General features: G+C 54.9%; 13 protein-coding genes. 12 read left to right on the top strand and 1 reads right to left on the bottom strand.

Annotation, left to right across the window (positions count from 1 at the left end; genetic code table 11):
* Position 1: 1 nt before the first annotated feature.
* From accC to spo0A, 11 genes are all read left to right on the top strand, one after another.
* Positions 2-1345: an acetyl-CoA carboxylase biotin carboxylase subunit gene (gene accC, locus KNP78_RS00495; RefSeq protein ID WP_034777987.1), complete on the top strand. Its 1344-nt coding sequence runs from the start codon at positions 2-4 to the stop codon at positions 1343-1345.
* 112 nt (positions 1346-1457) lie between these two features.
* Complete coding sequence (nusB, locus tag KNP78_RS00490) at positions 1458-1841, top strand: transcription antitermination factor NusB (RefSeq protein WP_138859270.1); 384 nt, start codon at positions 1458-1460, stop codon at positions 1839-1841.
* Between the two features lie 84 nt (positions 1842-1925).
* Positions 1926-2762, top strand: coding sequence for a bifunctional 5,10-methylenetetrahydrofolate dehydrogenase/5,10-methenyltetrahydrofolate cyclohydrolase (locus tag KNP78_RS00485; protein ID WP_214823110.1), 837 nt, complete (start codon positions 1926-1928; stop codon positions 2760-2762).
* Positions 2755-4104, top strand: coding sequence for an exodeoxyribonuclease VII large subunit (gene xseA / locus KNP78_RS00480; protein WP_214823109.1), 1350 nt, complete (start codon positions 2755-2757; stop codon positions 4102-4104). The genes KNP78_RS00485 and xseA overlap by 8 nt, the downstream gene beginning before the upstream one ends.
* On the top strand, positions 4073-4303 hold the full coding sequence (xseB, locus tag KNP78_RS00475) for an exodeoxyribonuclease VII small subunit (RefSeq protein WP_034777980.1): 231 nt from the start codon (positions 4073-4075) through the stop codon (positions 4301-4303). The genes xseA and xseB overlap by 32 nt, the downstream gene beginning before the upstream one ends.
* Positions 4300-5178 carry a polyprenyl synthetase family protein gene (locus tag KNP78_RS00470; RefSeq protein WP_034777978.1) on the top strand — a complete coding sequence of 293 codons (879 nt, stop codon included), beginning with the start codon at positions 4300-4302 and terminating at the stop codon, positions 5176-5178. The genes xseB and KNP78_RS00470 overlap by 4 nt, the downstream gene beginning before the upstream one ends.
* A 123-nt stretch (positions 5179-5301) precedes the next feature.
* The gene (gene dxs, locus KNP78_RS00465; RefSeq protein WP_214720373.1) at positions 5302-7194 is read left to right on the top strand and encodes a 1-deoxy-D-xylulose-5-phosphate synthase; all 1893 of its coding nucleotides are present in this window, start codon (positions 5302-5304) and stop codon (positions 7192-7194) included.
* A 6-nt stretch (positions 7195-7200) separates the two neighbouring features.
* Positions 7201-8022, top strand: a complete 822-nt coding sequence (locus KNP78_RS00460) for a TlyA family RNA methyltransferase (RefSeq protein WP_214823108.1) — start codon at positions 7201-7203, stop codon at positions 8020-8022.
* Between the two features lie 139 nt (positions 8023-8161).
* Positions 8162-8611 (top strand): transcriptional regulator AhrC/ArgR, encoded by a 450-nt coding sequence (gene ahrC / locus KNP78_RS00455; protein ID WP_021067696.1) that lies wholly within the window; start codon positions 8162-8164, stop codon positions 8609-8611.
* A 13-nt stretch (positions 8612-8624) separates the two neighbouring features.
* Entirely contained in the window at positions 8625-10322 is a 1698-nt protein-coding gene (gene recN / locus KNP78_RS00450; RefSeq protein ID WP_034777974.1) for a DNA repair protein RecN, read from the top strand.
* A complete protein-coding gene (gene spo0A / locus KNP78_RS00445; protein WP_034777972.1) occupies positions 10323-11054 on the top strand; it encodes a sporulation transcription factor Spo0A in 732 nt (243 codons plus the stop codon).
* Between the two features lie 613 nt (positions 11055-11667).
* Here the strand turns inward: spo0A and KNP78_RS00440 are convergent.
* Entirely contained in the window at positions 11668-11916 is a 249-nt protein-coding gene (locus KNP78_RS00440) for a DUF2627 family protein (RefSeq protein WP_034777970.1), read from the bottom strand.
* A 130-nt stretch (positions 11917-12046) separates the two neighbouring features.
* Here KNP78_RS00440 and KNP78_RS00435 point away from each other — a divergent pair, with 130 nt between their 5' ends.
* The gene (locus tag KNP78_RS00435; RefSeq protein ID WP_214823107.1) at positions 12047-13684 is read left to right on the top strand and encodes a sigma 54-interacting transcriptional regulator; all 1638 of its coding nucleotides are present in this window, start codon (positions 12047-12049) and stop codon (positions 13682-13684) included.
* The last annotated feature ends 89 nt before the right edge of the window (positions 13685-13773 follow it).

The following is a 13773-nucleotide window of genomic DNA, read 5'->3' as shown; positions in this document are numbered from 1 at the left end:
TATGAAACTACTCATTGCAAACCGTGGAGAAATTGCGGTCCGGATCATCCGGGCCGCGAAAGAGTTGAACATTCCGACGGTCGCCGTCTTCTCCGAGGCCGACCGTGAGGCGTTGCACGTCCGTCTCGCCGACGAGGCGTACTGCATCGGACCGAACCCGTCCAAAGACTCATACTTGAATATCCCGAACATCCTATCGGTCGCTTGTGCGGTCGATGCGACGATGATTCATCCGGGGTACGGCTTTTTGGCCGAAAACGCCGAATTCGCCGAGATGAGCGAGGCGTGCGGCATCCAATTCGTCGGACCGAGCAGTTATGCGATTCGGAAGATGGGCATTAAAGACGAGGCGAAGCGAACGATGATCGAGTCGGGCGTTCCGGTCGTCCCGGGATCGAGCGGTGTCGTGACCGACGAGGAAGCGGTAGAACTCGCCCGTGAAATCGGTTATCCGGTCATCATCAAAGCGACGGCCGGAGGCGGTGGACGCGGAATCCGTGTCGCCTATGATGAGACAGAGCTTGTCAAAGGGCTCACGGATACTCGTAAAGAAGCGAAGCAGGCGTTCGGCAACGGCGACGTCTATCTCGAGAAGTACATCGAGTCGTTCCGCCACGTCGAGGTGCAAGTGCTCGCCGACCAGTACGGCAACGTCATCCATCTCGGAGAACGTGATTGCACGATTCAGCGCCGGATGCAGAAGCTGATCGAGGAGGCACCGTCGCCGGCGATCGATGAGGCGACGCGCCAAGCGATGGGAGATGCGGCCGTGAAAGCGGCCAAAGCGATTCGTTATTCTGGTGCCGGTACGATCGAGTTCATCTACGTCCCGGAGTCGAACGAGTTCTATTTCATGGAAATGAACACGCGAATCCAAGTCGAACATCCGGTCACCGAGATGATCACCGGCTTCGACCTCGTCCAAGCACAACTCGAGGTCGCGCTCGGTCATCCGCTCGCGATCAGTCAAGCCGACATCACGTTCAGCGGACACTCGATCGAGTGCCGCATCAACGCCGAGGACCCGTTTGCCGACTTCCGTCCGATGGCTGGGAAAATTGATCAGTACATCGTGCCGGGCGGTATGGGTGTCCGGGTCGACAGCGGCCTGTTCGCAGGCGCGGTCATCCCGCCGTTCTATGATTCGATGGTGGCGAAGTTGATCGTCCATGCCCCGACGCGGGAAGAGGCGATCGCGAAGATGCTTCGCGCGCTCGATGAGTTCACGGTATCGGGCATTCATACGACAATCCCATTCCATCAACAAGTCATGGCGCACGAACGTTTCCGAGCGGGCGCGTTCGACACGAAATTTGTCGAAAAAGAAATGACGCTCACAAAATGAACCATACCAGGAAGCCCGAACATTATTTGGGCTTCCTGGTTTTTTGTACTGAATTTATGGAGGCTTTATGCTAAACTATCACAATGAAAGCATGCAAAAGGAGAGTATCTGAATGAAACGTCATGAAGCACGAGAAAAAGCGATTCAAACGCTTTTTCAAATCGAAGTATCAAAACTTAAGGTGGACGAGGCCATCGAATTCGCCCTCGACGGTATGGATTCGGATCCATTCTACGAACAACTCGTCGTCGAGACGTTAGAAAAGAAAGACGAAATTGACGAACTGCTCGTCGAAAACTTGAAAAACTGGAGACTCGATCGCCTCGGCAACGTCGAGCGGACGATTCTCCGCATGGCGACGTACGAGTTGCTCTATGTCGAGACGATTCCGGACAAAGTGACGATCAACGAGGCGGTCGAACTCGCCAAGTCGTTCGCCGACGAAGAAGCGGCCAAGCTCGTCAACGGCGTCCTCGGCAACATTATCAAAGCGTAAACGAAGAGAGAGAAACGCGTCATACAAATAGAGAAGACACCACACCAACTACAGAGAAACCTAAAACAACGGGGGATGAGAGAGATGGCAGTAGTGATCGACGGGAAACAAATCGCAGCATCATATCGGGAAACGTTGAAAGAACGGGTCAGTGCGCTTCGTGCGCGCGGCATCGTTCCGAAACTGAAAGTCATTTTAATCGGGGATGATCCGGCGAGCCACAGCTACGTCCGGGGTAAAGAACGGGCAGCAGCTGAGATCGGGATCGATTCACAAGTGATTCGTTTCGATGAGACGATCTCGGAACGTGAAGTGCTCGAACTGATTGATTCGATGAACGAGGACGACGAGCTCCATGGCATCCTCGTTCAATTGCCGCTACCGAAGCATATCGATGAGAACCGTGTCATCATGCGCATCTCGCCAGACAAGGATGTGGATGGGTTCCATCCGACCAACGTCGGGAAGATGATGCTCGGTCTCGAGACACTGTTGCCGTGCACGCCGCACGGAATTCTCCATCTCGTCAAGACACAGACTGACCTCGTCGGTAAACACGTCGTCGTCGTCGGTCGCAGCCAAATCGTCGGGAAACCTGTCGGGATGCTGTTTTTGAACGAGTCGGCCACGGTGACATATTGTCACTCGAAAACGGTCGACCTCGGTGCGATGACGCGTCAAGCCGACATTTTGATCGTCGCCGTCGGTCGGGCCGGTCTCGTCACGAACAAGATGGTCAAACCGGGAGCGATCGTCATCGATGTCGGTGTCAACCGCGTCGACAGCCGTCTCGTCGGAGATGTTGACTTTGATGGTGTCCGCGACGTCGCTGGCGCCATCACCCCGGTTCCGGGTGGTGTCGGTCCGATGACGATCACGATGCTCATGCACAATACGGTCGAGGTCGCCTCACGTGGCTAATCCGATTCAAGTCTCTGAAGTCGTCCGTTATGTGAAACGTCAACTCGACGGTGACCCGGTGTTGCAACAAGTCGCCGTCATCGGCGAAATCTCGAACTTTAAACGGTACGCCTCAGGGCACTGCTATTTCACACTGAAAGACGAATCGTCCCGCATGAAGGCGGTCATGTTCTCACGAGATGCCCGCACGCTCAACTTTGAACCTACGGACGGGATGAACGTGGTCGTCGTCGCTCGAGTGACGATGTATGAGTCGACCGGTGATGTTCAATTGTACGTCGAGCTCATGCGGCAAGACGGCATCGGCATCTTGTTCGAACGCTATGAGGCAAGGAAACGTGAGCTCGAGGCGAAGGGCTGGTTCGCGGCGGAACGGAAACGTCCGCTACCGGCGTTCCCTGAGCGCATCGGAATCATCACGTCTCCGAAAGGCGCAGCCTTGCACGATATCGCGACGACGCTTAGACGGCGGGCACCGCACGTGGCCATCACGTTCGCTCCTGTCGCAGTCCAAGGTGAACAAGCCGCTCCGCAAGTGGCGAGTGCGATTCGGTGGATGAATGAACGCACCGACTGCGATGTATTGATCGTCGGACGCGGAGGTGGATCGATCGAGGAATTGTGGGCGTTCAACGAGGATGTCGTCGTCGAAGCAATCTACGATTCCGAGATTCCTGTCATTTCGGCCGTCGGTCACGAGACAGATTTTACGTTGGCTGATTTCGTCGCCGACGTACGGGCTGCCACTCCGACAGCGGCGGCGGAGCTCGCGACGGCAACGATCGAAGCGCAACGAAAAGATGTGGAGCGCTTAAGTCGCGCACTCACGCGGGTCGTGACGACGCAAATGGCCTCGCTTCGCGAACGTGTCGAGCGCATGAAAAACAGTTACGGCCTCAAGTCGCCCCGCTATACGATCATTCAAAAGCGAGAGCGGTTCGCCCAGGCCGAGATTCGGCTCGAACAGAGTGCCACGAAACAAGTGACACATGCGCGGCACCGTTTCGCAGCGTCGTCCCAACGCCTCGACGTCCGCAATCTGATGCAAGTGTTCCGAACGCAAGACGACCGTTTCCGGCAATATGAAGGACGGTTAGAACGCATTCGACCTCTCGAGAGACCGGCGGATCAATTCGCACAGTTGGCAGGACGATTGCAATCTGTCAGCCCGCTCGCCGTGCTCGCGAGAGGATACACGTTCGTCGAACAGGACGGGACGTACGTGAAAGATGTCAAACAACTACATGACGGCCTGGTGACGATCCGATTTCGGGATGGCCATGCCGTCGCGGAAGTGAAGGAGAGACACGATGGCGAAGAAACAAGAAGAACTGACGTTTGAAGCGGCGCTCGCCCGGCTCGAGGAAATCGTGACACAACTCGAGACGGGAGAAGTCGCCCTTGAAGAAGCGATGACCCTTTACGAGGAAGGCGTACGATTGTCTGCCCTCTGTCAGACCAAATTGACGGCGGCGGAACAAAAAATGGACGAAATTCTTGAACTCGACGGGACGCTCCGTGAAAAAGGAGGGACCGTATGAGCGTGCAGGTCCATCTACAGGCATGGAAAGAAGAGGTCGAACAGGCGACGCGTCGCTTGCTCGATTCGTCTCTGATGCCGGAGCGCTTGTTTCAATCGATGACATACTCCCTCGAGGCGGGGGGGAAACGGATTCGTCCGGCCCTTCTTTATGCCGTCCTCGATACATATGGCCGTCCGCGGGCGCTCGGGCATGAAGCGGCCGTCGCCCTCGAGATGGTCCACACCTACTCGCTCATCCATGATGACCTTCCGGCGATGGATGACGATGACGTCCGTCGCGGGCGTCCGACGAACCATCGTCAGTTCGATGAGGCGACGGCGATTCTCGCAGGCGACGCCTTGCTGACGGATGCGTTTCATCTCATCGCACGGGCCGATTTGGAAGCGACGAAAGTCGTCGCCCTCATGACACGGTTCAGTGAAGCGGCAGGCAGCGCCGGCATGGTCGGCGGTCAGCTCGATGACATGCTCGCTGAAAAACGGAGCGGTGTGACACTGTCGACTCTGCAATCGATCCATGAGCGGAAGACTGGGGCGCTTCTCGTGTATGCCCTTGAAGCGGGGGCCATCCTTTCGGACGCTTCCGAGACGGATCGTCAGGCGCTCGCACGGTTCGGAAAACACCTCGGGGTCGCCTTCCAAATCCAAGATGATATTTTAGACGTCGAAGGAGACGAGGCGCTCATCGGGAAGCGGGTCGGTTCGGACGAAGGAAACGATAAAGCGACGTATCCGAAACTGCTCGGTCTCGATGGAGCGAAAAAAGCGCTGGAACAAGAAGTCACGGAAAGTGAGGCCGCACTGGCCGAACTTTCGGTCGAGGCCCCGCTTTTACGGGAGCTTCTCGACTTCGTCGTACGACGCAATCATTAATCTCGGTGACACGATGAGCACATCGTGTCACCTTTGTTTTTGTGAATGTATAGCATCTATGGACACATTCTTGTAAAATGTAAGGTACGAATCAGTAATAAGACAGGAGAAAGGATGGTCATCATGGACTTGACATCCATTCAAGACCCGTCATTCTTAAAAAAGATGTCGGTACCCGAGTTAGAAGCGCTCGGCGCAGACATCAGACGGTTTTTGATTGAAAAATTGGCTGAAACGGGAGGGCACTTGGGACCAAACCTAGGGGTTGTCGAATTGACGCTTGCCTTGCACCGTGTATTTGACAGTCCGAAAGACCAACTCGTATGGGACGTGGGGCATCAAGCGTACGTCCACAAAATCTTGACAGGACGAACGAGTCAGTTCGATACGCTCCGTCAATACAACGGCTTATGCGGCTTCCCGAAGCGTTGTGAGAGCGATCATGACGTCTGGGAGACGGGGCACAGCTCGACGTCCTTATCGGCCGCGATGGGAATCGCCATCGCGAACGAGTTGAAAGGACGCTCGAACGACCGGGCCATCGCCATCATCGGGGACGGGGCGCTCACTGGGGGAATGGCGCTCGAAGCGCTCAACCATATTGGCGCCGAGAAACAAAACGTCATCGTCATCTTGAACGATAACGAGATGTCGATCGCGCCGAACGTCGGTGCGATGCACAATATGCTCGGCCGGATGCGGTCGTCACGTAAACTGAAACACGCCCGTGAGGAAGTCGAGACGCTCATCAAACATATCCCGATCGTCGGCAACTCGCTCGAACGGAGCGGGGAACGCGTGAAGGATATGCTGAAATCAGCGCTCATCCCAGGGACGTTCTTCGAAGAGCTCGGATTCACGTACTTCGGACCGACGGACGGTCACGATTTACGCGACCTGCTCGAGACGCTCGAGTACGCCAAGAAAATCGATGGACCGGTCATCGTTCACGTCATCACGAAAAAAGGCAAGGGCTATCGTCCGGCCGAACTCGATGGTGTCGGCACGTGGCACGGTCTCGGACCGTATAAAATCGAGTCGGGAGAAGTCATCAAAGGCAAGGTCAAAGGACCGAGCTATTCGAAGGTCGTCGCTGAGACGATCACGAAAGTCGCCGAGACGGACGAGCGCGTGACACTCATCACACCAGCGATGAGCGTCGGCTCGAAACTTGATTGCTTCAACAAGCAATTCCCGGAGCGGATGTTTGACGTCGGCATCGCCGAGCAACATGCGGTCACATTGGCCGGAGGACAGGCGACACAAGGCTTGAAGCCGGTCGTCTCGATCTATTCGACGTTCTTCCAACGCGCCTATGATCAGCTCGTGCACGACATTTGCCGTCAAAACTTGAACGTCGTCTTCACGATCGATCGTTCTGGTCTCGTCGGAGCGGACGGGGAGACGCACCAAGGCGTGTTCGATATCGCCTTTATGCGCCACGTGCCGAACATTCGCATCTTGATGGCGAAAGACGAAGAGGAATTGCAACATCTCGTCTATTCGGCGCTGAAGTATGATGACGGTCCAATCGCCGTCCGTTTCCCGCGCGGCGAAGGAATCGGGACACCGATGAGCGAGACGCTCCGCGAATTGCCGCTCGACGTCTGGGAGACGGTCGCGGACGGAACGGATGTCGCCATCTTGACGTTCGGTCCACAAGTGCAAGACGCGCTTGAAGTGCGTGCACTGCTTGAAGGACAAGTGAGCGTCCGTGTCATCAACGCTCGGACGATCAAACCGCTCGACGACGTCATGCTCTCCGCTTTATACGCGGAAGGCATCCCGCTCGTCACGTTAGAGGAAGCGGCGCTCGCCGGAGGTTTCGGCAGCAGTGTGCTCGAACATGCGAGCGATGCCGGGCAGTTCCCGCGTGTGCTCCGACTTGGCATTCCGGACCGCTATATCGAACACGGCGGCGTCAATCAATTGCTCGAAGAAATCGGGCTCCGTCCGACGCAAATCGCTGACTCGGTTCAGCAGTTCGTTCAAGTGACAAATCGACAGAATGTGTGAGGAACTATGGAAAAACGAAAGAAAACTAGATTAGATGTACTCCTCGTCGACCGCGGGTTAGCGGAGACGAGAGAGAAGGCGAAGCGGTCTGTCATGGCCGGGCTCGTCTATAGCGGGACCGAACGGCTCGATAAGGCAGGGGACAAAGTGTTTGACGACATCCCGCTCGAAGTGAAAGGCCAAGTGTTGCCATACGTCGGACGGGGGGGACTGAAGCTTGAAAAAGCGCTCCAAGTCTTCCCGTTCAATGTGGCTGGTAACATCGGCATCGATATCGGTTCATCGACAGGCGGTTTCACCGATTGTGCGCTCCAAAACGGGGCCACGCAAATGTATGCCGTCGACGTCGGTTATAACCAATTGGCATGGAAGCTGCGGAGCGATGACCGTGTCGTCGTCATGGAGCGGATGAACTTCCGCCATGCGACCGCGGACCAGTTTCCGGTGGCGCCGGACTTTGCGACGATTGACGTCTCATTTATCTCGCTTCGGCTCATGATTCCGCCGTTGAAGACGATTTTGAAGCCTAACGGCATCGTCATGGCGCTCGTCAAACCGCAATTTGAGGCCGGGAAGGCCGATGTCGGCAAGAAAGGCATCGTCCGGGACCGTGCCATCCATGAACGGGTCGTCGACGACATGGTCCGTTACTTCGCCTCGGAAGGGTTCGAAGTTGCGGGACTCGACTTCTCGCCGATCACCGGTGGGGATGGGAATATCGAATTCTTATTGTTCGCCCGTTTCACCGGCGTCGGCAGTGTCGACCCAGCCATCGACGTGGACGCGGTCATCGACGCCGCCCACGCGCAATTGAAGAAGAACGCTTGAGCTGCAGACGTCCTGTCTGCAGTTTTTTTGTGTCCGCTCGCCGATCCAGGGAATTCATCCCGCGAAAGCTAGACCTTTTTTCGACAATACTTTAGAATGATACTGAGTATGCGAAACATAAAATGAGGTGTCAGCGAGTATGAACAAAGGACAGCGCTTGATTAAAATTCGAGAAATCGTGACCAATCGTGAAATCGAGACACAAGACGAGCTCGTCGATGAGCTCCACCGCTCCGGCTATCCGGTGACGCAAGCGACAGTTTCGCGGGATATCAAAGAACTTCATCTCGTGAAAGTGCCGCTCAACGACGGTCGCTATAAGTATAGTCTCCCGGCCGATCAACGCTTCAATCCGTACGGCAAGATGAAGCGGATCCTCGGTGACAGCTTCGTCTCGGTCGACTCGGCTCAAAACTTGGTCGTCATGAAAGTGTTGCCGGGCAATGCGGATGCGATCGGTGTCTTGATCGATCATTTGTCATGGGACGAGCTGATCGGAACGGTATGTGGAGACGACACGATTTTGATGATCGCCCGTGACGAAGACCAGGCGAAACGAATCATCGAACGACTACTCGGAATGTTATGAGGTGAATTATCGTATGTTAGCAGAACTATCGATCAAACAATTTGCGATCATCGATGAACTGAATATCACGTTCAAACGTGGGATGACCGTATTGACAGGGGAGACCGGGGCCGGGAAGTCAATCTTGCTCGACGCCATCGGTTTGCTCGTCGGGGGACGCGGCTCGAGCGAGTTCGTCCGTTACGGTCAAGACAAGGCGGAGATCGAAGGGCTGTTCATCGTCGAACCGGACCACCCGATCCTCGAGGCGGCGACCCAATACGGGATCGAGATCGAAGAAGGGACCGTCATTTTACGCCGCGACTTACATAGCAGCGGAAAGAGCGTTTGCCGTGTCAACGGCAAGATGATGCCGCTATCGACGCTACGCGAACTCGGCCGACTGCTCGTCGATATCCATGGCCAGCACGAGCATCAGCACTTGATGGAAGCCGAGTACCATCTCGGTATTTTGGACAGCTTTGCCGAAGCCGAGCTCGCCCCGCTCCTCGAGCGATATCGCGAGGCTTACGTCGATTGGAAAAACGTCGCCGATGAGTTGAAACGGTTGAGTCAAAGTGAACAAGAGTTGGCCCAACGCATGGACTTGCTCGCGTTCCAGACGAATGAGATCGAGGCGGCCGAGCTGAAAGTCGGTGAAGAACAGGCGCTCACGGAGGAACGGAACGAGCTCGCCAACTTCGAGCGGATTCATCAGCACGTCCGGTTATCGTATGAGGCGGTCGCGGATGAGGCGAAAGGGCTCGACCAGATCGGCATCGCCATGCGCGAGATGGAGGAAGCTTCCGCATTGTCGACATCGCTCGCGCCGATGGCCGAGACGATCTCGAACGCTTACTTCTTGCTCGAAGACGCGAAATTTCAGTTGCGTGACCAGCTCGACTCGCTCGAATTCGATCCGATCCGGCTCGATGAGATCGAGACGCGGCTCGCTTTGTTCCAACAGCTGAAGCGGAAATACGGGGCCACGATCGACGAGGTCATCACGTACGGGGAAAAAATTGCTGATGAGTTAAAATCGATGACGAATCGGGAAGAACATTTGCAAGAACTATCGGACCGGCTCGCCCAGCTCGAACAAAAAGTACGTACGTCCGGGCTGGCGCTATCGGCGGCCCGTAAACAAGCGGCTACCGAGCTCGAGAAGGCGATTCAGCGTGAATTGAAAGAATTGTATATGGAGAAGACCCAGTTCGAAGTTCGGTTCAAAGAAGGGCCGTTCAAGGCGGACGGGCTCGATCAAGTCGAATTCTATATGATGACGAACGTCGGGGAGCCTTTCAAGCCGCTCGCCAAAGTGGCCTCCGGCGGAGAATTGTCCCGCGTCATGCTCGCCTTGAAGTCGATTTTCTCGCGAACGGTCGGCGTCGCGTCGATCATTTTCGATGAAGTGGACACGGGTGTCTCAGGACGGGTCGCCCAAGCGATGGGTGAGAAGATCTTCCGTCTGTCGGTTGGCTCACAAGTGCTCTGTATCACCCATTTGGCTCAAGTGGCCGCCATGGCAGATCAGCACTTGTACATCACGAAGACGGAGACGGATGATCGCACGAAGACGAACGTCTCCACGCTCGGTCATGCCGAACGAGTCGATGAGCTCGGGCGCATGATCGCCGGGGCGCAGATGACGGATTTGACGAAACAACATGTGGAGGAACTGCTCACTATGTCTCTCCAATTAAAACGGAAGTTTATCGAAGGGGTGTCTTAATTGATCACATTATGCATCGCGGACGACAATCGAGAAATCGTCGACTTGTTGACCCGCCAACTCGAGTCCGAGGACGACTTAAAAGTCGTCGGGACCGCCTACGACGGCGAGGCATGCTTAGACGTCGTCAAGACACACCAGCCGGACGTGCTGCTGCTCGACATCATCATGCCGCACCTGGACGGCATCGGCGTCCTCGAACGGTTACAGACGGAATTGGCTCACGCCAAACCGGAAGTGATCATGCTCAGTGCGTTCGGGAAAGATGAAGTGACGAAACAGGCCGTTCAACTCGGCGCTTCTTACTTTTTGGTCAAGCCGTTCAACATTCAACAATTGATCACGAAAATCCGCGAACTCGCCGCTGGTTCGAGCCGAGAATTCGAGGCGATGTCGCCGGAAGAACTCGATATCTCGCTGTTATTGCAACAACTCGGGATTTCACCGCGCATCAAAGGGTTCAAATATATTCGTCAAGCCGTCGTCTACGTCCGGGAGCGTCAAGAGCTGCTCGGATTGATCACGAAGGAACTGTATCCGATGATCGCGAAAGAGCATGAGACGACGTCGTCCCGTGTCGAGCGAGCGATGCGCCATGCCATCAAGACGGCATGGGAGAACGGGATGCGCGACCATGAGATGTTCGATGGCCGGCCTGAGCGCGAGCGCAGTCCGAAAAACTCCGAATTCATTTCATATTTCGTCACGTATCAATCGTTTAAACAGCAATGACCGATCAGGGGGTTCTCCTCCTGATTTTCTTTAATATTGTGAAAGAAAGCGCTTGCAAAATTACCGGAACTTGTTATAATAAAGGTGTACCAAGTTACTTGGACGAGCGTCAGATGAACGCTTTCTAACGTGTTCCGGAACAGGTTAGAGCAAGAAATCATCTCGGACCGCTATCCGTCAATAGCTCAGAGGTGGGAACGACATCTCAAATCGTCATCGTCCCGACGAGAGGTCGCGACGTACGCTCATTCGCGAGGCGATTCCGGCATCGGTTCGAAGCTAGGGACCGTGTTCGGGGAAAACGAATCGTTCAGTTGACCAAAAGGAGTGTTGTCAACCGTTGAACAGTTTATGGCAAGCGTTCGACTTCACGATGGATGGTTCGACATGACCCGATGACTATTTGTTAGTAACTCGAATGGGTACGTTTCCGTTCACGCAAGACGGCAGTTACTAATTTCTTTCAAACTTCTTCATTAAGAAGACCATTGGACCTCATGTCACAAGATTGTAGCAAGTAGGAGAGGAGATCATCCGTAGTGATCACAATTCAATACGAATAAAAAGGTTCCGCACTTGAAATGAAGTCAAGTTAGGGAACCTTTTTTTGTGTTCAAGAATCTATTCGCGGGACTTTGCCTGTTTTCTTGTCACGATTGAAGATATAACCTGCCACAAAACCAATCCCGCCCATCGCGATCAACAGCCCGAACGTTCCTTGGAGCATGGAGGCGGCTGCCACCGACTCGATCCAAGAGAATGGGACGCTCGTCTTGAGGAAGAAACTGTCGCGAAGCAACTTGATGCCATAGACACCAAGTAGGCCAGGGATGATCAAGATCAGCAGTGCGATGATACGCATAGGATCTCCTCCTTAACACTCATTATTTTAACAGAAAATACATAGCTCGACACGGCCTTTTTTGTGAGGTTGCGAAATCAGTTCAGGTTCAGTAGCATGGATGCAGAACGGTAAAATGGGGGATATTAGAATGAATAAACGATTGATGATTGTCGGTGCGGGGAAAGGCGGGACCGAGGTGTTGAAGATGTTGCTCGACTCGCCGCTCGTCACCGTCGTCGCCGTCATCGACCCGGAAGCGATGGCCGAAGGCGTGCAGCTCGCGCGCAACCACGGGATTATGACGGCGGGGGATTGGCGGGTATGTGCTGCAACACGTCTCGATTTCGTGATTGAGACGACCGGACGCTCTGAGACGTTTGATGAGTTGAAAGAACATTTTGCGGACGCGGTCGTCTTGCCCGGGGAGTTCATCCGTATCGTCGTCGAACGCTTGAAACAGAACCAACAGATGCTCGAGGCAATCATCGACTGTACGAGCGAGGCAATCTCCGTCGCCGACCATAACGGGAATACGATTTTAATCAACCCTTCTTATACCCGATTGACGGGATTCAAAAAAGAAGACGTGGTCGATAAGCCGGCGACGGCCGATATCGGCATGCAGGAGAGCGTCCATTTGAAAGTGCTCTCGACAGGCCAAGGTGTCCGTGACATCCGGATGCAAATCGGTGCGACGCGGCGCGACATTCTCGTCAACGCCGAACCGATCATCGTTGAAGGGAAACTGCGCGGCTCGGTCGGCGTCATTCGCGACGTGTCCCAAATTCGGGCGCTCCGGGACGAGTTGCAAGAAGCAAAGACACGAATCCGAAACCTCGAGGCGAAATATCAGTTCGCCGATATCATCGCGACGAGCGATACGATGCGGTTCGTCATCGACCAGGCCCGTCTCGCCGCTGTCACACCTGTCACCGTCCTGATCCGAGGTGAGTCGGGAACAGGTAAGGAGTTGTTCGCCCATGCGATCCACGGAGAGTCTCCGCGGAAATATAAAAAGTTCGTCCGCGTCAACTGCGCCGCCATCTCACCGACGCTCCTCGAGAGTGAGTTGTTCGGTTATGAGGACGGTGCCTTCAGCGGGGCGAAACGTGGTGGGAAGGTCGGCTATTTCGAAGAGGCCGATGGCGGCTCACTCTTCTTAGACGAAATTGGCGAACTGCCGGTCGACGTCCAAGTCAAGTTGCTCCGCGTCCTGCAGGAGCATGAGATCGTCCGGGTCGGAGGCACGAGTGCGATCCCGGTTGACGTACGCATCATCGCGGCGACGAATGCCGACCTCGAACAAAAAGTGGCCGATGGGACGTTCCGTGAAGATTTGTACTATCGGATCAATCGGATGCCGATCCATATCCCGCCGCTCCGGGACCGGCTTGAAGAAGTCGAGCCGCTCTGTGAGCGCATCGTCCGTAAATTGAATCAAGAGTACGGCCGCAGTGTGCGCGGTGTGAACCGTGAGGCGACCGAACTGTTGAAGAGCCAATACTGGAAAGGCAACGTCCGAGAACTCGAGAACGTGCTCGGCCGGGCGATGATCTATATGGCGAGCAGCGAACAGTGGATCGTCCCGCACCATCTTCAACTCTCGGCCCGTGTCCCGTCGACACGACCGACCGACGCGCTTTCCTTGCAAGACGCCGTCGCACGTTACGAACGAGATTTGATTGAACGGGCGATCGAGGAAGCGGACGGCAACAAGTCGGAAGCGGCTCGTCGATTACACATCTCGATCCGAACGCTGTATAATAAACTTGAACGTCTGCAATAAATTACCTGCACTTTTTTTCATACCATGCAATAATGTGCGTAATACGCAACCGATTAAAGCGCTTTCAAAAATGGAAACAATCTTGCATG

Source organism: Exiguobacterium sp. s28 (assembly GCF_018618135.1).
In the GTDB taxonomy this organism is placed as follows: domain Bacteria; phylum Bacillota; class Bacilli; order Exiguobacteriales; family Exiguobacteriaceae; genus Exiguobacterium; species Exiguobacterium mexicanum_A.
This window is presented reverse-complemented; position numbering and strand designations above follow the sequence as displayed.